Below are 18,044 nucleotides of genomic sequence, written 5' to 3'. Positions count from 1 at the left end.
CTTTGAAAACAACGTTCTACGAGCCCACGAGCTCGTCCACCGGCTCGTCCACCGGCTCGCCCGTGCGCTGCACAGAGATCGTCGCACGGCGGCACTCGGGCGGTTCGATGCTGATCCTGGGCAGCCGCCGGTCCAGCCACCCGGGCAGCCACCAGTTCGCGCCGCCGAGCATGTGCATCAGGGCCGGTACGAGCAGGGTGCGCAGGACGAACGCGTCGAGGGCGACGGCCGCCGCCAGCCCGATGCCGAACATCGCGATCACCCGTTCCCCGCTGAGGACGAACGCGAGGAAGACCGAAATCATGATCACGGCCGCGGAGTTGATCACGCGGCTGGTCTCGGCGAGGCCGACCCGGACCGCCCGCCGGTTGTCCCCGGTCTCCAGCCACTCCTCGTACATGCGGCTGACCAGGAACACCTGGTAGTCCATGGAGAGCCCGAAGAGCACCGAGACCATGATCACCGGCAGGAAGGGCTCGATCGGGCCGGAGCGGCCCAGGCCCAGGAGTTCGCTCCCCCAGCCCCACTGGAAGACCGCGACGACGATGCCGAACGCGGACGCCACCGCCGCCACGTTCATCGCGGCCGCCTTCAGCGGGATGCCGATCGAGCGGAAGGCGAGCAGCAGCAGGACGCAGCCGAGGGTGATCACCACGCCGATGAAGAGCGGCAGTTTGCCGATGATCACGCCCGCGAAGTCGTCGTAGCTCGCGGTGACACCGCCGACGTGCACATCGAGCGAGGTGCCCTTCTCGGCGGCCGGAAGCACCTCGTGGCGCAGCCGGTCGACGAGCGCGCTGGTCTGCTGGGACTGCGGCGCCGAGTCGGGCACCACGGTGAGGACGGCGACCTCGCCGCTGCCGTTGTACGTCACCGGCCCGACCGAGGCGACGCCCGAGGTGTGCCGCAGCAGCTTCGGCAGCTGCTCCATCGCGATCCGGTCGTCGGCGCCGTCCAGCTTCGCGGCCAGCGTCAGCGGCCCGTTGACGCCGGGCCCGAAGCCGTCGGCGAGCAGGTCGTAGGCGACCCGGGTGGTCGACTTGGCGGGGTTGTTGCCCTGGTCGGAGGTGCCGAGGTGGAGCGAGAGGGTGGGCAGCGCGAGCGCCAGCATCACCACGGCGGCGAGGCCGCCCAGGAGTTTGGGGTGCCGCTCGACGAACGCCGACCAGCGCGCCGCGAACCCGGTGGGCAGCTCCGGTTCGGGCCCGTGCTCGCGCAGCCTGCGCCGTTCGCGGCGGCTGAGCGCCCGCGTCCCGATGAGCGAGAGCAGCGCGGGCAGCAGCGTCACGGACGCGGCGACGGTGAGGACGACGGTCAGCGAGGCCGCGACGGCGACGCCGTTGAGGAAGCCCAGCCGCAGGATGAGCATGCCGAGCAGCGCGATGCAGACCGTCGCACCCGCGAACACCACGGCCCGCCCGGTCGTCGCCACCGCCCGGGTCGCGGCCTCGTCGACGGTGAGGCCCTGGCGCAGTCCGCGCCGGTGCCGGGTGACGATGAACAGCGCGTAGTCGATGCCGACGCCGAGCCCGATCAGGAGGCCGAGCATGGGCGCGAAGTCGGCGACGGACATCGCGTGGCCGAGCAGCCCTATCCCCGCGTACGCGGTGCCGACCGAGATCACGGCGGTGACGATGGGCAGGGTGCTTGCGGCGAGCGAGCCGAAGGCGAGGAAGAGGACGACGGCCGCGACGACCACGCCGACGATCTCGCTGAGATGCGCGGAGGTGGTCTCGGTGAGGGCCGCGGCGCTGCCGCCGACCGCGACGTCGAGGCCGGGCGCCGAGGCGGCCCGCGCGGTGTCGACGAACGCCTGGGCCTGTGCCTTGGGGAGCGTGTCGGCGGTCCGGTCGAAGGTGACCGTGGCGTAGGCGGTGTGCCCGTCCCGGCTGATCTGCGCGCCGCCGTCCCGTCCGTACGGGCCGCTCACCTGGGCCACGCCGGGCAGCTTGGCCACCTTGTCGAGCGCCTTGGTCATGCGCTGCTGGACGTCGGGGGCGCGCACGGGGCCGCTGTCGGTGTGCCAGACGACGGTGTCGGTGTCGCCGCCCCGGCCGCCGTGGAACCCGGCGTCGAGGAGGGCGGTGGCGCGGCCGGACTCGGTCCCGGGGACTTCGTAGTCGTTGGAGTACGCGGAGCCCGCGGCGGCGGAGGCGGCGGTCGCGCCGCCGAACGCGAGGAGCCAGAGCAGGACGGCGACGAGGCGGTGCCTGATGCACCACCGTGCGATGGCTGCCAACGAATGTGCTCCCTGGATGGTTCGTGGATCTTTGCCCGGGAACAGCCGGTACGGGAGCAGACGATACGATTGAACAGCCCACAAAGAACGCATGACCTACGCGCTGCCACTCTGACAGCGAATAGTGATCGTTTGCCCGTTTCGTGGGCTTACTCACAGGGAAGCGCGCACAAGGGCCTCACGGGCCCCACCCGTCGCCTACGGGACGTACGAGCGGCTCACTTGCGACGCGTGCAGGTGACCAGCAGATCCTCGGAACCGTCGCCCCGGAACGCCAGGGTCAGCGCACCCTTCTTGTACCCGGCCTCGACGGCCGAGCCGACCCGCGACCAGCCGCCCGTCAGCGTCAGCAGCTCGGAGAACGAGCCGGACACCTTCTCCGGCATGCTCGACACCGTGAACGCCTCCTGCTCCTCGGCCTCCGCGTCGCCGGTGGGCAAGTCCGCGCTCACCGAGAGGACCGCGCCGTCGAGCATCCACTGTCCGGACAGTCCACCCCATTGAGTGACGGACCAGTGGCCGTCGGGGGTGACGGTCAGGACGCCCTCGTGGTCCCGGTTCGAGCGGTAGACCCAGTCGCCCTTCACGAACGCCTTCAGCGCCTGCTTGCGGGGGCCCTCCACGGCGCCCGCGCCTGTGCAGGCGGACACGGCGGCCGACACCGTCCCCAGCGCCAGATACCGCAGCGCCGTACGCCGCCCGAGCATTCTCACCGCTTCTCGCCCGTCCACGCTCGGCACCCTATAGACGATTCCGGACAGGGTCACCCGACAGGAAGGTTTAGTTCCGCGTCATGTTGACGCGGGGCGCGAGGTCTCAGGGCGCCAGCGCCCGCGCCATCCGCAGCGCCCCCTCGCGCACCCGCTCCGCCCCCAACTCGGCCAGTACGGCGGTGACATGCTCGGCCCCCAGCGGAGCCAGCAGCGCGTGCGCCGTGTACGCCGGATCCGGGGTGCCGGCCAGCAGGATCGACAGGTGCTGGTGCCAGAAGCGGTAGGCGCCGATGCGGTAGCGCGCGCCCGGGGAGGCGTTCTCGGACATCCGGCTGAGCTCCAGGTGGTCGAGGAGGTAGTCCACGTACGCCCCGACGAAGGCGACCAGGCGCTCCCCGGCCGGCGCGCCCGGGCCCAGCGGTGGCGGGCCGGAGATGATCGCCTCCTGGAGCTCCTTCTCGCGCGCGTCGAGCAGCGCGGTCGCGAGCCCCGCCTTGTCGCCGAAGCGGCGGAAGAGCGTGCCCTTGCCGACGCCCGCGGCCGCCGCGATCTGGTCCATCGAGACCGCCGTCACTCCGTGTTCGGCGAAGAGCCGCGCCGCCGCGTCGAGCACGGCCGCGCGGTTGCGGGCCGCGTCGGCGCGCTCCTTGGGCGGCCGGGTGCGCAGCAGCTCAAGCGGGATAGCGAAAACGGACTGCGGTCCGGTACTGTCGTTCATCACAAGCGGACTATAGTCCGGAACCCTGGAGGGTGTCCCATGACCGCGCTCATTTCCCGTGACGAACTCAAGAAGGCGATCGACGCCGGCACGGTGACCGTCGTCGACGCGCTCGGCGGCGAGTACTACGCGAAGCAGCATCTGCCCGGCGCGATCGCGCTGGTCCGGGCGGACGTCGACGCGCACGCGCCGGCCCTGCTGCCCGACCGCGACGCCGCGATCGTCACCTACTGCTCCAACCCCGCCTGCCCCAACAGCGGCCAGGTCGCCGACCGGCTCACCGCGCTCGGCTACACCGACGTCCGCAAGTACAAGGAGGGCATAGAGGACTGGACGGAGGCGGGCCTGCCCACCGAGTCCGCCTGATCCCCTGGGCATGACCGCATACGAGTCGGCCCCGCCGCATCAGCTGATGCGGCGGGGCCGACTCGTACACGTACTGCGTACGTAGGGAAAGCTGCGGGGATCAGCCCTCGCTGACGCCCAGCTTCTCCAGGATGAGCTCCTTGACGCGGGCCGCGTCCGCCTGGCCGCGCGTGGTCTTCATGACCGCGCCCACCAGTGCGCCGACGGCCTGCACCTTGCCGCCGCGGATCTTGTCCGCGATGGCCGCGTTGCCCGCGATGGCCTCGTCCACGGCAGCGCCCAGCGCGCCCTCGTCCGAGACGACCTTGAGGCCGCGCTTGTCGACGACCGCGTCCGGGTCGCCCTCGCCCGCGAGGACACCCTCGATGACCTGGCGCGCCAGCTTGTCGTTGAGGTCGCCGGAGGCCACCAGGGCCGCGACCCGGGCGACCTGCGCCGGGGTGACGGGCAGCTCGTCCAGGGCGACGCCCTGCTCGTTGGCGTTACGGGCCAGCTCGCCCATCCACCACTTGCGCGCGGCGGCGGAGTCCGCGCCCGCCTCGATCGTGGCGACGATCGGGTCGACCGCGCCCGCGTTGAGGATCGACTGCATGTCGTGCTCGGAGACGCCCCACTCCTCGCGCAGCCGGTTGCGGCGCACGCGCGGCAGCTCGGGCAGCCCCTTGCGCAGCTCCTCGACCCACTCGCGGGCCGGGGCGACGGGGACGAGGTCGGGCTCCGGGAAGTACCGGTAGTCCTCGGCGTTGTCCTTGATGCGGCCCGAGGTGGTGGAGCCGTCCTCCTCGTGGAAGTGACGGGTCTCCTGGATGATCGTCCCGCCGGAGCTCAGCACCGCGGCGTGGCGCTGGATCTCGAAGCGGGCCGCGCGCTCGACCGAGCGCAGCGAGTTGACGTTCTTCGTCTCGCTGCGGGTGCCGAACTCCTTCGTCCCGTTCGGGCGCAGCGACAGGTTCACGTCGCAGCGCATCTGGCCCTTGTCCATCCGGGCCTCGGAGACGTCGAGCGCCTTGATGAGCTCGCGCAGCTCGGCGACGTACGCCTTGGCGACCTCGGGGGCCCGCTCGCCCGCGCCCTCGATCGGCTTGGTGACGATCTCGATGAGCGGGATGCCGGCCCGGTTGTAGTCCAGGAGGGAGTGCGAGGCGCCGTGGATACGGCCCGTCGCGCCGCCGACGTGCGTCGACTTGCCGGTGTCCTCCTCCATGTGGGCGCGCTCGATCTCCACGCGGAAGATCTCGCCGTCCTCCAGCTGGACGTCCAGATAGCCGTTGAAGGCGATCGGCTCGTCGTACTGCGAGGTCTGGAAGTTCTTCGGCATGTCCGGATAGAAGTAGTTCTTCCGGGCGAAGCGGCACCACTCGGCGATCTCGCAGTTCAGCGCGAGGCCGATCTTGACGGCCGACTCGACGCCGATCGCGTTGACGACCGGGAGCGAGCCGGGCAGGCCGAGGCAGGTGGGGCAGGTCTGCGAGTTGGGCTCGGCGCCCAGCTCGGTGGAGCAGCCGCAGAACATCTTGGTCTTCGTGCCGAGCTCGACATGGACCTCAAGGCCCATGACGGGGTCGTACGACGCGAGGGCGTCCTCGTACGAGACCAGATCAGTGACAGTCACGGTGAAGCTTTCCCTCTCTAGCCCAGCAGGACGTCGTCGTCGCCCAGGCGCTTCAGCTCGCGGTAGAGCAGAGCGATGCCGGTGGCGATGGCGGCGGCGGAGACGACAGCGTCGAGCAGCTTCAGCGTGTCGTGCTCGGTGCGGGCCTTCTTGGCCTGCTTGATCACGCTGATGGCGCCGAACGCGGTGGTGCCGATGGACAGGTACGTACCGGTCTTGGACTTCTTGAAGCCCTTGGCCTTGGTCAGTGCGCTCACAGCGACGGTGCCTCCTCCAGCAGCGGGTGACCCCACTTTTCCACGAAGGCGGCCTCGACGGCCGCGCCCACCTTGTACAGGCGGTCGTCCTTCATGGCGGGGGCGATGATCTGCAGCCCGACCGGCAGCCCGTCCTCCGGCGCGAGGCCGCAGGGCAGCGACATGGCGGCGTTGCCGGCCATGTTGGTCGGGATGGTGCACAGGTCCGCGAGGTACATCGCCATCGGGTCGTCGGCGCGCTCGCCGATCGGGAAGGCGGTGGTCGGCGTGGTCGGCGAGACGATCACGTCGACCTGCTCGAAGGCCTTCTCGAAGTCGCGCGTGATGAGCGTGCGGACCTTCTGGGCGCTGCCGTAGTACGCGTCGTAGTAGCCGGAGCTCAGCGCGTACGTACCGAGGATGACGCGGCGCTTGACCTCGTCGCCGAAGCCCGCCTCGCGGGTGAGCGCAGTGACCTCCTCGGCCGACTTCGTGCCGTCGTCGCCGACCCGCAGGCCGTAGCGCATGGCGTCGAAGCGGGCCAGGTTCGAGGAGCACTCGGAGGGCGCGATCAGGTAGTACGCGGAGAGCGCCAGGTCGAAGGAGGGGCAGTCCAGCTCGACGATCTCGGCGCCGAGCGACTTCAGCAGCTCGACCGACTCGTTGAAGCGCTGGACGACACCGGCCTGGTAGCCCTCGCCCGCGAACTGCTTGACGACACCGACGCGCATCCCGGCGACGGAGCCGTTCCGCGCGGCCTCGACGACCGGCGGGACCGACGCGTCGATGGACGTCGAGTCGAGCGGGTCGTGCCCGGCGATGACCTCGTGCAGCAGCGCCGCGTCCAGGACCGTACGGGCGCAGGGCCCGCCCTGGTCGAGGGAGGAGGAGAACGCGACCATGCCGAAGCGGGAGACCGCGCCGTAGGTCGGCTTGACGCCGACGGTGCCGGTGACGGCGGCGGGCTGGCGGATCGAGCCGCCGGTGTCCGTGCCGATCGCGAGCGGCGCCTCGTAGGACGCGAGGGCGGCGGAGGAGCCGCCGCCGGAGCCGCCGGGGATCCGGGTGAGGTCCCACGGGTTGCCGGTCGGCCCGTACGCGCTGTTCTCCGTCGAGGACCCCATGGCGAACTCGTCCATGTTGGTCTTGCCGAGGATGACGACGTCGGCGGCCTTCAGACGCTTGGTGAGCGTGGCGTCGTACGGCGGGATCCAGCCTTCGAGGATCTTCGAGCCGACCGTGGTCGGGATGCCCTCGGTGGTGAAGATGTCCTTCAGGGCGAGCGGGACGCCCGCGAGGGGGCCCAGCTTCTCGCCGGCTGCCCGCTTCGCGTCCACGGCGCGGGCCTGCGCGAGCGCGCCCTCGCGGTCGACGTGCAGGAAGGCGTGCACCTTCTCGTCGACGGCCTCGATCCGGGCCAGGTGGGCCTCGGTGACCTCGACGGCCGTGAGCTCGCCGGAGGCGATCTTCGCGGCGATCTCGGCGGCGGTGAGCTTGATGATGTTGCTGTCCGTCATGGTGATTAGTCCTCCCCCAGGATCTGCGGCACCTTGAAACGCTGCTGCTCCTGGGCCGGGGCGCCGGAGAGCGCCTGCGCGGGGGTGAGCGACGGACGGACCTCGTCCGCGCGCATGACGTTGGTCAGCGGCAGCGGGTGGGAGGTCGGGGGTACGTCTTGGTCGGCGACCTCGGAGACGCGGGCGACCGCGCCAAGAATGTCGTCGAGCTGTCCGGCGAAGTGGTCCAGCTCTTCGCTCTTCAGCTCCAGACGTGCCAGCCGGGCGAGGTGGGCGACCTCCTCGCGCGTAATGCCAGGCATGCAGCGATCCTCTGGGGTGAGTGTGTGTGGTTTGGGGCCAATCCTATGGGGCGGGGTGGCCACCGCACGAAACGGTTTCGCCTGGGGCCCCGGATCGCGGCCCCAGGGGCCCCGTCTCAGCGGGCCGAGGGTCGGCACGCCCCTCGCGCGCGGGCGCGCGAGGTCGGCGCCGCGGTGGCCCGGCTCGGCCCGACATCCGCCCCGGCATCCGTCCCGGAACTGCCGTGACTTCCGGGGCCGTTACGGCGTTACGGTGACGTCGGACGCGCCCGGCCCGGGCGGACGGGCGCGCCGGTCACTGGACCCGGGTGCCCGACGGCTCCTCGGCAGCGGCCGCGGCGGACCTGGCGGCCGCCTCCAGGTCGGCGGGGCGCTGCCAGCCGCGCGAGCCACGGGCGAGCAGCCATGCCGTGGTCTCGGCGGGCGGCATCGCGGCGGCGACCAGCCACCCCTGGACGGCGTCGCAGCCCAGGTCCCGCAGGCGCTCCCAGGTCTCGTCGTCCTCCACGCCCTCGGCGACGACGAGGAGACCGAGGGAGTGGGCGAGGTCGAGGGTGCAGCGGACGATCTCGGCGTCCTCGTTGTCCACGGCGAGGCGGGCCACGAAGGAGCGGTCGATCTTGAGCTCGCTGACCGGCAGCCGACGCAGATGGACCAGCGACGAGTACCCCGTACCGAAGTCGTCCAGGGACATCTTCACGCCGTGGCCGGTGAGCCCGGCCAGGGTGTCGGCGGCCCGCTGCGGGTCCTCAAGAAGGACGTGCTCGGTTATCTCCAGCTGGAGCGAACCGGCCGGGACGCCGTGCCGGGCCAGCCGCGCCGCGACCGCCCCCGCGAAGCCCGGGGTGTGGACATCGCGCGGCGACACGTTCACGGCGACCGGGACGGTGAGGCCCTGCGCCCGCCAGCGGGCGACCTGGGCGAGCGCCGTCTCCAGGACGTACTCCGTCAGATGCGGCATCAGCCCGGACGACTCGGCGATCGCGATGAACTCGTCGGGAGGCACCCGCCCGCGCTCCGGGTGCACCCAGCGCACCAGGGCTTCGAGCCCGGCCACCTGGCCGTCGAAGCGGACCTTCGGCTGGTAGTGGAGCTCCACGTCGCCCGCGTCGAGCGCGCGCCGCAGATCGCCCAACAGGCCGAGCCGGTCGGGGGTGTTGGAGTCCCGCTTCGACTCGTACACCTCCACCCCGGTACGGTCCCGCTTCGCCTGGTACATCGCCACATCCGCCCGGCGCAGCAGCCCTTCCGCGTCGAGCGCGTGCTCGGGGTAGACGGCGACGCCCGCGCTGGCCTCAAGGACCAGGGTGAGGCCGTCGAGGTCGAGTGGCGAGGAGAGCTCGGCGACCAGGCCTCGGGCTATACGCATGGTGCTGGTCGCGGAGTCGGCCACCGGCAGCAGTACGGCGAACTCGTCGCCGCCGAGCCGGGCCGCCTCCGCGCCGCGCGGGAGGGCGAGCCGCAGCCGGTCGGCGATCTGGAGCAGCAGCCGGTCGCCCGCGAGGTGGCCGAGGGTGTCGTTGACCGAGCGGAAGCGGTCCATGTCGATGAGGACGAGCGCGGCGCGGGCGCCGTGGTCCTCGGCCTCCTCCAGGGCCGCCCAGGTCCGCTCCAGCAGCCACTGTCGGTTGGGCAGGCCGGTGAGCGGGTCGCGCAGCTGCTCCTCGGCGCGGGCCCGGGCGATCCAGAGCGTGGAGTCGAGCGCGATCAGCGGCACCGCGAAGAGCGGCAGCAGGACCGGCATCGCCATCGCGACGACGCAGATCAGCGGGGCGATACCGAGCAGCGCCACCGCCACCAGGCCCTGGCGCAGCAGGGCCGTCCGGGCGACCGTGGGCAGCCCGCCGCCCCGGGGCGCCAGCGCGTACCACAGCAGTATCCGGGTGACCACCAGATACGTGCCGGCGGCGAGCACCACCACGGGCACCGAGGCGATGCTCCAGTCGGTGGGCCACCAGGGGGCGCCGACGGTCGGGGTGTGGCCGAACGCGGCGAGCACCAGCGCGGCCGCGCCGATTCCCAGGACGTCCACCGAGCCGTGCAGCAGGCCCTGGCGCCAGCGGTGCCGGCGCGCCGCGCCGACCAGCGCCACCACCGCGAGCGAGACGAGCCCGGCGGGCACCCAGCCGTACAGGAGCAGTACGGCCAGGGTGAGGGCGGCGCCGGAGCCGGTGCCGCCCCACCAGCGGTCGCGGCCGAGCGCGACGAGGTGGCCCACGATGATCCCGGTCAGGACGGCCAGCGCCCAGCCCGTGGTGGAGCCGGGGAACAGGGCGTCACCCGCGTGCAGGACGCGGTAGAACCCGGCGGCCAGGGCGACGGCGGCGGTCGAGAGGATGCCGGCGGTCAGCCTGGAGGAGAATCCCGCGAACCCGCGCAGCCGTGCGGCCGGGGCGGCGCTCTCGGTCGGTTTCATTCCCGTCCCTCTCACAGCCGGCGGTGCCGATGCCACGCGATGGCCCCGTTGTCATGGCACCACGACTGGGACCCTTCCCCCAGCTCGCGGTGAGCGGAGGCACCCCGTTTCAGCCGTGCACGACCGGCGCACATCCCAACAGTAGGCCGCACAGGGCTCTGACGGGCAGCGGTCTACAGGTCTTGCCCGAATGCGGCCTGGCCACCCTGATCCGTCTGGTATGCGCTGAACGGGTGACCGAAGGCGCCCCGAAGGGAGCCCTCCCCTCCTCTTATTCCCCCTCCTGCGACGTCGGCACAGCTGCGGCGAGGGCGGCTTCCGGACCCTGTTCCAGCAGGACAGCGAAGCCGTCCTCGTCGAGAACCGGAACTTTCAGCTGCATCGCCTTGTCGTACTTGGAACCAGGGTTGTCCCCGACGACAACGAACGATGTCTTCTTGGAAACGGAACCGGTCACCTTCGCTCCACGGCTCTGCAGCGCTTCTTTCGCGCCATCTCTGGTGTGCCGCTCCAGCGTTCCCGTGACGACCACCGTGAGACCTTCCAGCGGACGCGGCCCCTCGTCCTCACCTGCGCCTTCGTCCTCCATCCGGACGCCGGCCGCCTTCCACTTGCGCAGGATCTCGCGGTGCCAGTCCTCGGCGAACCACTCCTTGAGCGACTTCGCCACGATGTCTCCGACACCGTCGACCGCGGTCAGCTCCTCCTCCGTGGCCTGTTCGATGCGGTCGATGGAGCGGAACTCGCGGGCCAGCGCCTCGGCGGCGACCGGGCCGACATGACGGATCGACAGACCGGTGAGGAACCGGGCCAGCGGGCGCTCCTTGGCGGCGGCGATGTTCTCCAGCATCGAGACCGCGTTCTTGCGCGGCTCGCCGTTCATATTGGCGAAGACCAGGGCGATCTTCTCCTCGCCGGTCTTCGGATCGCGCTTGGGCAGCCCGCTGTCCTGGTCCAGGACGTACGCCTTGATGGGCAGCAGCTGTTCCATCGTGAGGTCGAAGAGGTCGCCCTCGTCGAGCAGCGGCGGCGGTGGGGGTGCCCCCTGTTCGAGCGAAGCCGAGAACTCGGGGGACGGCTCCAGCGGCTTGGTGAGGGCCGCGGCGGCGACATAGCCGAAGTTCTCGATGTCCAGGCTCTTGCGGCCCGCCAGATAGAACAGCCGCTCGCGCAACTGGGCGGGGCACGACCGCGCGTTGGGGCAGCGCAGGTCGATGTCGCCCTCCTTCATGGGCCGCAGCGCGGTGCCGCACTCGGGGCACTCGGCGGGCATCACGAACTCCCGCTCGGTGCCGTCCCGCAGATCCGCGACGGGCCCCAGGATCTCCGGGATCACGTCACCGGCCTTGCGCAGCACCACCGTGTCGCCGATGAGGACGCCCTTGGCCTTCACCACCTCCTGGTTGTGCAGGGTGGCGAACTCGACCTCGGAGCCCGCCACGGTGACCGGCTCCACCTGGGCGTACGGCGTGACGCGGCCGGTGCGGCCGACGCCGACCCGGATGTTGAGCAGCTTGCTGTTGACCTCCTCCGGCGCGTACTTCCAGGCGATCGCCCAGCGCGGGGCGCGCGCGGTGGAGCCGAGGCGGCCCTGGAGCGGGATCTCGTCGAGCTTGACGACGACGCCGTCGATCTCGTGCTCCACCGAGTGCCGGTTCTCCCCGAAGTACCCGATGAACTCGCGTACTTCGTCGAGCGAGGAGACCACCTTGTTGTGCTGGGCGGTGGGCAGGCCCCACTCGCGCAGCAGCTCGTACGCGTGCGAGAGGCAGTCGATGGTGAAGCCGTCGCGCGCGCCGATGCCGTGCACCACCATGTGGAGCGGGCGGGTGGCGGTGACCTTGGGGTCCTTCTGGCGCAGCGAACCGGCCGCGGCGTTGCGCGGGTTGGCGAACGGCTTGTCGCCCGCCTCCACCAGACGCGCGTTCAGCCCCTCGAACGCCTCCATCGGGAAGTAGACCTCGCCGCGGATCTCGACGAGGTCCGGGACGCGGTCGCCCTTGAGGCGGTCGGGGATGTCGGCGATGGTGCGGACGTTGGGCGTGATGTCCTCGCCGGTGCGGCCGTCGCCCCGGGTGGCGGCGCGGGTCAGCCGCCCGTGCTCGTACGTCAGGTTGACCGCGAGCCCGTCGACCTTCAGCTCGCACAGGTAGTGGAACTCGGCGGTGCCGACGTCCTTGGCGACGCGCTCGGCCCAGGCGGCCAGCTCCTCGTCGTCGAACGCGTTGTCCAGCGACAGCATCCGCTCGCGGTGCTCGACCGAGGCGAAGTCCGTCTCGTACGCCCCGGCGACCTTCTGGGTCGGTGAGTCCGGCGTGCGCAGCTCCGGGTACTCCTCCTCCAGTGCCTCCAGCGAGCGCAACAGCTTGTCGAAGTCGCCGTCGCTGATGACCGGTTGGTCCTTCACGTAGTACCGGAAGCGGTGCTCCTCGACCTGCTCGGCGAGGAGCGCGTGCTTCTCCCGTGCGTCCGCGGGCACCACTGCGTTCTGTTCGCCAGCCACTGTCATGTCCTCCCGTTTCCCGTCTTCCCCGTCACTCAGGGTTGTCCGCGAGCGATCTCGCCGCCTTGACGCAGTGGGCGAGGGCCGCGCGGGCGTACGCCGGCGAAGCACCCGCGAGCCCGCACGACGGGGTGATCACCACGGACTCGGCGAGAGTCCCCGGATGCAGCCCCAGCCTGCGCCACAACGTCCTGACACCCATGACGCTACCGGCAGGGTCTGACAATGGGCCGTCCACGCCGCCGACCACTCCGGCGAGCAGCTTGGTGCCGCTCTCCACCGCCTCGCCGATCGCGTCCTCGTCACGCTCGGTGAGCAGGGAGAAATCGAACGAGACACCGGCGACTCCGGCACGGCGCAGCAGGGCGAACGGCACGTCGGGCGCGCAGGAGTGGACGACGACCGGGCCGTCGTGCACCGCGAGGACATCGCGCAGCGCACCCTCGACGACCTGGCGGTCGACGGCCCGGTGGGTCCGGTAGCCGCTGGCGGTCCTGATCTGCCCGCGCAGCACGGCGGTCAGCGACGGCTCGTCGAGCTGGAGCACGACCTTGGCGCCGGGCACCCGGCGGCGCACGTCCGCGAGATGGCCGCGCAGGCCCTCGGCGAGCGAACCGGCCAGGTCGCGGCAGGCGCCGGGGTCCCCGAGGGCCGCCTCGCCGCCGCGCAGTTCCAGGGCCGCGGCGAGCGTCCACGGCCCGACCGCCTGGACCTTCAGCGGGCCCTCGTAGCCCTGGGTGAACTCCTCCAGGGCGTCCAGGTCCTCGCCGAGCCAGGAGACGGCCCGCTTGGTGTCCCGGCCGGGCCGGTCGCCCAGCCGCCAGCCGCTGGGCTCCACGCGCGCGTACATCTCGACGAGCAGCCCGGTGGTGCGCCCGATCATGTCGGCGCCGGGGCCGCGCGCGGGCAGCTCCGCCAGGAACGGGAAGTCACCGGCCGACCCGCCGGACCCGATGAAGGACCCGGTGACCGTCTTGGCGGCCTCGCGCGCGTCGCCGCCGGGCATGGACCCGACGCCGGTCGCGGCGCCCCAGGGGAAGTCGGTGGCCGCGTCGCTCATCGGCCCGGCCGTACGGTCAGGTCGTTGACCTCCGCGTCGCGCGGCAGGTCGATGGCCATGACGACGGTCGTCGCGACCGACTCGGGGTCGATGAACCGGGCCGGGACGTACTCCTTGCCCTCCTGCGAGTGCACCTTCGCCTGCATCGGGCTGGCGGTGCGGCCCGGGTAGACGGAGGTGACGCGGACGCCGTTGGGGTGCTCCTCCTGGCGCAGCGAGTCGGCGAGCGCCTTCAGGCCGTGCTTGGACGCGGCGTAGGCGCCCCACTCGGCGTGCGCGTTGAGCCCGGCGCCGGAGTTCACGAACACCACATGACCCTGGGAGGCCCGCAGTTGGGGCAGCACATGGCGGGTGATCTCGGCGGGCGCGATCAGGTTGACGTTGAGCTGCTGGTGCCAGGTCTTGGGGCGCAGTTCGCCGATGGGCCCGAGGTCGACGACTCCCGCGATGTGCAGGAGCGAGTCGAGGCGGTCGGGCAGCGCCTGGTGCGAGAAGGCCCAGGAGAGCCGGTCCGGCTCGGCGAGGTCGCCGACCAGGGTGCGGGCGCCGGGGAAGCGCCCCGCGAGTTCCTTGGCGCGCCCGGCGTCGCGTGCGAGGAGGAGGAGCTCGTCGCCGCGCGCGTGCAGCCGCCGCGCCACCGCCGCGCCGATGCCGGAGCCTGCCCCGGTGATCAGGTGTGTAGCCATACCCGTAATGCTCGCACTACTGGACGCCCGTGCCCGCGGCGGACGCCGCTGATGTCACAGCCTCCAGGTAGGCGAGCGCGCCGACGCCGTCCTCCGCGAAGAAGACCAGGTCAGTGAGGGGAACGGGCAGGAACCCCTCCTCGTCCATGCGGCGGAACTGCTGCTTGAGCCCGTCGTAGAAGCCCGCCGTGTTCAGCAGGACGACCGGCTTGGTGGTCCTGCCGTGCTTCTTCAGCTCCAGGATCTCGGTCGCCTCGTCGAGCGTGCCGGTGCCACCGACCATGATCACGACGGCGTCGGCCTTCTCCAGGAGCAGCGCCTTGCGCTCGGCGAGGTCCTTGGCGATCACCATCTCGTCGGCGTCCGCCCGGGCGGTGGCGGCCAGGAAGTCGACGGAGACCCCGACGAGCCGCCCGCCCGCCTGCCGCACCCCGTCGGCGACGACCTTCATCAGCCCGCTCTCCGAGCCGCCCCACACCAGCGTGTGACCGCCCTTGCCGAGCAGTTCGGCGAACTCACGGGCCGGGCCGGTGTAGCGGTCGTCGAGGTCGGCGGCGGAGAGGAAGACGCAGATGTTCATGGCTCAACAGTACGACGGGACACCTCGCCACTCGAACGGGTGAACAGTGCCCCGAACGGTGAACGGGGGAACAAGCGGCGGGCGACCGGCCGTTGAGCGGGCATGACGACGATTTACACGATTCTCGCCGAGCCCACGAACGCCGCCGCGCCCCCGCCGGGTTCGCCGCCGCCCTACGACCCGGAACACCTCGTCACGGCCGAGGCCGCCGAGGAGGGCGCGCTCCGCGTCCGCGTGCTGCGGGACGGACAGGTGCTCGCCGAGAGCACCCGCCCGCTGCTGGTGCGCGAGGACGGCCTGCCGGTCCGCTATTACCTGCCGCCCGAGGACGTCCGACTGGATCTGCTGACCCCGTCCGACACGCGAACCACGTGCCCGTACAAGGGAGTTGCCTCGTACTGGTCGCTGCCGGACGCGCCCGACATAGCCTGGGCGTATCACGAGCCGCTGGCGGCCGTGACGCTGATAAAGGACCACCTGTGCTTCATGGGGACGGAGTCCGAGAGCACGGCCACCGGGAGCTGATCACCCGCGACCGACGCGGGCCCGGGCGGGCTGGCCGTGCTGGCTGGCCGGCGCGGGCCCGGGTGGCTGCCTGGCCGGCCGCGCGAGCCGGCCAGGCAGCCGGGCTAGGCCAGCGCGGCCGTGGCCCGGGCCGTCGTCGCGATCGTCGCCGAGCCGACCACGCGCGTGCCGTCGTACAGCACGATCGCCTGGCCGGGCGCCACGCCGCGGACCGGCTCGGTGAAGCTCACCCGCAGCTCGTCGCCGACGAGTTCGGCCGTGACCTCACTCTCGCCGCCGTGGGCGCGCAGCTGGGCGGTGTACGTGCCGGGGCCCACCGGGGCGTCGCCGCACCAGCGGGGCTTGATCGCGGTGAGTCCGGTGACGTCCAGGGCCTCCACCGGGCCGACGGTGACCGTGTTGTTCACCGGGGAGATGTCCAGGACGTAGCGGGGCTTGCCGTCGGCGGCGGGGTGGCCGATGCGCAGACCCTTGCGCTGACCGATGGTGAAGCCGAACGCGCCCTCGTGGGTGCCCAGCTTCGCGCCGGACTCGTCCACGATGTCGCCCTCCGCCTTGCCGAGGCGGTCGGCCAGGAAGCCCTGGGTGTCGCCGTCGGCGATAAAGCAGATGTCGTGGCTGTCGGGCTTCTTGGCGACGGCCAGGCCCCGGCGCTCGGCCTCGGCTCGGATCTCGTCCTTGGTGGTGAGGGTGTCGCCGAGCGGGAACATGGCGTGCGCGAGCTGCTTCTCGTCGAGGACGCCGAGCACATACGACTGGTCCTTGGCCATGTCGCTGGCGCGGTGCAGTTCGCGGCCGCCGTTCTCGTTGAGGACGACCGTGGCGTAGTGGCCGGTGCAGACCGCGTCGAAGCCGAGGGCGAGCGCCTTGTCCAGCAGCGCGGCGAACTTGATCTTCTCGTTGCAGCGCAGACACGGATTGGGGGTGCGGCCGGCCTCGTACTCCGCGATGAAGTCCTCGACGACGTCCTCGCGGAAGCGTTCCGCCAGGTCCCAGACGTAGAACGGGATGCCGATGACGTCGGCGGCGCGGCGGGCGTCGCGCGAGTCCTCGATGGTGCAGCAGCCGCGCGCGCCGGTGCGGAAGGACTGCGGATTCGCGGACAGGGCGAGGTGGACGCCGGTGACGTCGTGGCCCGCCTCGGCGGCGCGGGCGGCGGCGACGGCCGAGTCGACACCGCCGGACATGGCGGCGAGCACGCGGAGGGGGCGCGGGGATGTCTTCGTCATAGCACCCACCAGGGTACGTGGGCCGCGCGGGTGGTGGCTCGCGAGTATCCCGGCGCGGGGGTGCGGACCGCGCCGCACCCCGTGCGGCGTCAGCTCAGGCCCGCCGTCCGGGCCCGTTCCACCGCCGGGCCGATCGCCGTCGCGACCGCGTCGATGTCCGCCCGCGTCGAGGTGTGGCCGAGGGAGAAGCGGAGGGTGCCTCGGGCGAGGTCGGGCGGGGTGCCGGTGGCCAGCAGGACGTGGCTGGGCTGGGCCACGCCGGCCGTGCAGGCGGAGCCGGTGGAACATTCGATGCCCTGGGCGTCCAGGAGGAGCAGAAGGGAGTCGCCCTCGCAGCCGGGGAAGGTGAAGTGGGCGTTGGCGGGGAGGCGGCCGCCGGGGGCCGGGTCGCCGCCGAGGATCGCGTCCGGGACCGCCGTGCGGACCGCGTCGACCAGGGCGTCGCGCAGGCCGCCGACCTCGCGGGCGAAGTCGGCGCGGCGCTCGGCGGCCAGCCGCCCCGCCACGGCGAACGCGGCGATCGCCGGGACGTCGAGCGTGCCGGAGCGGACATGGCGCTCCTGGCCGCCGCCGTGCAGCACGGGGACGGGGGTGTACTCACGGCCGAGGAGCAGGGCGCCGATGCCGTACGGGCCGCCGATCTTGTGGCCCGACACGGTCATGGCCGCGAGGCCGGACGCCGCGAAGTCCACGTCGAGCTGGCCGACCGCCTGGACCGCGTCCGCGTGCAGCGGGATGTCGAACTCCCGGGCCACATCGGCGAGTTCGCGTACCGGCTGGACCGTGCCGATCTCGTTGTTGGCCCACATGACGGTGGCCAGGGCCACGTCGGAGGGGTCGCGCTCGATCGCCTCGCGCAGCGCCGCCGGGTGCACCCGTCCGTACGAGTCCACCGGCAGGTACTCGACGGTGGCGCCCTCGTGCCCGGCGAGCCAGTCGACCGCGTCGAGTACGGCGTGGTGCTCGACGGGGCTGGCCAGGACGCGGACCCGGCGCGGGTCGGCGTCGCGGCGGGCCCAGTACAGGCCCTTGACGGCGAGGTTGTCGGCCTCGGTGCCGCCGGCCGTGAAGACGACCTCGCTGGGGCGCGCGCCGAGTGCCTCGGCGAGTTCCTCGCGGGCCTCCTCGGCGCTGCGGCGGGCCCGGCGTCCGGCGGCGTGCAGCGAGGACGCGTTGCCGGTGACGGCCAACTGGGCGGTCATCGCCCGGACCGCCTCGGGGAGCATGGGCGTGGTCGCGGCGTGGTCGAGGTAAGCCATGGTGGGCCCGATTCTACGAGCCACCCGGAGCGCACCCCGGCCCCGAGCCCCCTGGAAGGGCTCCCGAGAGGATCCCCAGGCAC

At 72.0% G+C, this 18,044-nt stretch carries 16 protein-coding genes; 2 read left to right on the top strand and 14 right to left on the bottom strand.

Going from position 1 to position 18,044, the window contains the following annotated elements; genetic code table 11:
• Positions 1–16: 16 nt before the first annotated feature.
• The 3 genes from ACGFRG_RS17280 to ACGFRG_RS17270 all read right to left on the bottom strand — a co-directional run bounded on the left by ACGFRG_RS17280 (position 17) and on the right by ACGFRG_RS17270 (position 3,670).
• Positions 17–2,239 (bottom strand): MMPL family transporter, encoded by a 2,223-nt coding sequence (locus tag ACGFRG_RS17280; RefSeq protein WP_393264699.1) that lies wholly within the window; start codon positions 2,237–2,239, stop codon positions 17–19.
• Between the two features lie 218 nt (positions 2,240–2,457).
• Positions 2,458–2,970: a hypothetical protein gene (locus tag ACGFRG_RS17275; protein WP_393264697.1), complete on the bottom strand. Its 513-nt coding sequence runs from the start codon at positions 2,968–2,970 to the stop codon at positions 2,458–2,460.
• 85 nt (positions 2,971–3,055) lie between these two features.
• The gene (locus tag ACGFRG_RS17270) at positions 3,056–3,670 is read right to left on the bottom strand and encodes a TetR/AcrR family transcriptional regulator (protein WP_393264694.1); all 615 of its coding nucleotides are present in this window, start codon (positions 3,668–3,670) and stop codon (positions 3,056–3,058) included.
• Between the two features lie 39 nt (positions 3,671–3,709).
• Between ACGFRG_RS17270 and ACGFRG_RS17265 the strand changes: the two genes are divergently transcribed.
• Positions 3,710–4,036 carry a rhodanese-like domain-containing protein gene (locus ACGFRG_RS17265; protein WP_361420536.1) on the top strand — a complete coding sequence of 109 codons (327 nt, stop codon included), beginning with the start codon at positions 3,710–3,712 and terminating at the stop codon, positions 4,034–4,036.
• A gap of 100 nt (positions 4,037–4,136) precedes the next feature.
• On the opposite strand, the gene gatB is transcribed toward ACGFRG_RS17265, so the two are convergent.
• From gatB to ACGFRG_RS17220, 9 genes are all read right to left on the bottom strand, one after another.
• Positions 4,137–5,648: an Asp-tRNA(Asn)/Glu-tRNA(Gln) amidotransferase subunit GatB gene (gene gatB / locus ACGFRG_RS17260; RefSeq protein ID WP_393264690.1), complete on the bottom strand. Its 1,512-nt coding sequence runs from the start codon at positions 5,646–5,648 to the stop codon at positions 4,137–4,139.
• 17 nt (positions 5,649–5,665) lie between these two features.
• Entirely contained in the window at positions 5,666–5,905 is a 240-nt protein-coding gene (locus tag ACGFRG_RS17255) for a hypothetical protein (protein ID WP_361420542.1), read from the bottom strand.
• Positions 5,902–7,407 (bottom strand): Asp-tRNA(Asn)/Glu-tRNA(Gln) amidotransferase subunit GatA, encoded by a 1,506-nt coding sequence (gene gatA / locus ACGFRG_RS17250; RefSeq protein ID WP_393264915.1) that lies wholly within the window; start codon positions 7,405–7,407, stop codon positions 5,902–5,904. Before gatA ends, ACGFRG_RS17255 begins: the two co-directional genes overlap by 4 nt.
• The gene (gene gatC / locus ACGFRG_RS17245) at positions 7,407–7,703 is read right to left on the bottom strand and encodes an Asp-tRNA(Asn)/Glu-tRNA(Gln) amidotransferase subunit GatC (protein WP_188275625.1); all 297 of its coding nucleotides are present in this window, start codon (positions 7,701–7,703) and stop codon (positions 7,407–7,409) included. The genes gatA and gatC overlap by 1 nt, the downstream gene beginning before the upstream one ends.
• Positions 7,704–7,998: 295 nt before the next feature.
• Entirely contained in the window at positions 7,999–10,119 is a 2,121-nt protein-coding gene (locus tag ACGFRG_RS17240) for a putative bifunctional diguanylate cyclase/phosphodiesterase (RefSeq protein ID WP_393264687.1), read from the bottom strand.
• A 271-nt stretch (positions 10,120–10,390) separates the two neighbouring features.
• Positions 10,391–12,628 (bottom strand): NAD-dependent DNA ligase LigA, encoded by a 2,238-nt coding sequence (ligA, locus tag ACGFRG_RS17235; protein ID WP_393264684.1) that lies wholly within the window; start codon positions 12,626–12,628, stop codon positions 10,391–10,393.
• A gap of 25 nt (positions 12,629–12,653) precedes the next feature.
• Complete coding sequence (locus ACGFRG_RS17230) at positions 12,654–13,682, bottom strand: methionine synthase (protein WP_393264681.1); 1,029 nt, start codon at positions 13,680–13,682, stop codon at positions 12,654–12,656.
• Positions 13,679–14,368: an SDR family oxidoreductase gene (locus tag ACGFRG_RS17225; protein WP_361420555.1), complete on the bottom strand. Its 690-nt coding sequence runs from the start codon at positions 14,366–14,368 to the stop codon at positions 13,679–13,681. The genes ACGFRG_RS17230 and ACGFRG_RS17225 overlap by 4 nt, the downstream gene beginning before the upstream one ends.
• Positions 14,369–14,384: 16 nt before the next feature.
• Positions 14,385–14,948, bottom strand: a complete 564-nt coding sequence (locus tag ACGFRG_RS17220) for a TIGR00730 family Rossman fold protein (RefSeq protein WP_361420558.1) — start codon at positions 14,946–14,948, stop codon at positions 14,385–14,387.
• Between the two features lie 102 nt (positions 14,949–15,050).
• On the opposite strand from ACGFRG_RS17220, the gene ACGFRG_RS17215 reads away from it, so the two are divergent.
• Positions 15,051–15,473 (top strand): DUF427 domain-containing protein, encoded by a 423-nt coding sequence (locus ACGFRG_RS17215; protein WP_393264678.1) that lies wholly within the window; start codon positions 15,051–15,053, stop codon positions 15,471–15,473.
• A 104-nt stretch (positions 15,474–15,577) separates the two neighbouring features.
• Here ACGFRG_RS17215 and mnmA read toward each other — a convergent pair whose 3' ends face one another.
• The gene (gene mnmA, locus ACGFRG_RS17210; RefSeq protein WP_361420564.1) at positions 15,578–16,702 is read right to left on the bottom strand and encodes a tRNA 2-thiouridine(34) synthase MnmA; all 1,125 of its coding nucleotides are present in this window, start codon (positions 16,700–16,702) and stop codon (positions 15,578–15,580) included.
• Positions 16,703–16,791: 89 nt separating this feature from the next.
• Positions 16,792–17,961, bottom strand: coding sequence for a cysteine desulfurase family protein (locus ACGFRG_RS17205; protein ID WP_393264676.1), 1,170 nt, complete (start codon positions 17,959–17,961; stop codon positions 16,792–16,794).
• Positions 17,962–18,044 lie beyond the last annotated feature (83 nt).

Source organism: Streptomyces sp. NPDC048696, from assembly GCF_043198895.1.
In the GTDB taxonomy this organism is placed as follows: Bacteria; Actinomycetota; Actinomycetes; order Streptomycetales; family Streptomycetaceae; genus Streptomyces.
This window is presented reverse-complemented; position numbering and strand designations above follow the sequence as displayed.

Excerpts from the sequence above, each read along its gene's own strand:
- ACGFRG_RS17270 (WP_393264694.1), bottom strand. The coding sequence starts at position 3,670 with ATGAACGACAGTACCGGACCGCAGTCCGTTTTCGCTATCCCGCTTGAG.
- ACGFRG_RS17265 (WP_361420536.1), top strand. The coding sequence starts at position 3,710 with ATGACCGCGCTCATTTCCCGTGACGAACTCAAGAAGGCGATCGACGCC.
- gatC (WP_188275625.1), bottom strand. The coding sequence starts at position 7,703 with ATGCCTGGCATTACGCGCGAGGAGGTCGCCCACCTCGCCCGGCTGGCA.
- ACGFRG_RS17240 (WP_393264687.1), bottom strand. The coding sequence starts at position 10,119 with ATGAAACCGACCGAGAGCGCCGCCCCGGCCGCACGGCTGCGCGGGTTC.
- ligA (WP_393264684.1), bottom strand. The coding sequence starts at position 12,628 with ATGACAGTGGCTGGCGAACAGAACGCAGTGGTGCCCGCGGACGCACGG.
- ACGFRG_RS17230 (WP_393264681.1), bottom strand. The coding sequence starts at position 13,682 with ATGAGCGACGCGGCCACCGACTTCCCCTGGGGCGCCGCGACCGGCGTC.
- ACGFRG_RS17225 (WP_361420555.1), bottom strand. The coding sequence starts at position 14,368 with ATGGCTACACACCTGATCACCGGGGCAGGCTCCGGCATCGGCGCGGCG.
- ACGFRG_RS17220 (WP_361420558.1), bottom strand. The coding sequence starts at position 14,948 with ATGAACATCTGCGTCTTCCTCTCCGCCGCCGACCTCGACGACCGCTAC.
- ACGFRG_RS17215 (WP_393264678.1), top strand. The coding sequence starts at position 15,051 with ATGACGACGATTTACACGATTCTCGCCGAGCCCACGAACGCCGCCGCG.
- mnmA (WP_361420564.1), bottom strand. The coding sequence starts at position 16,702 with ATGACGAAGACATCCCCGCGCCCCCTCCGCGTGCTCGCCGCCATGTCC.
- ACGFRG_RS17205 (WP_393264676.1), bottom strand. The coding sequence starts at position 17,961 with ATGGCTTACCTCGACCACGCCGCGACCACGCCCATGCTCCCCGAGGCG.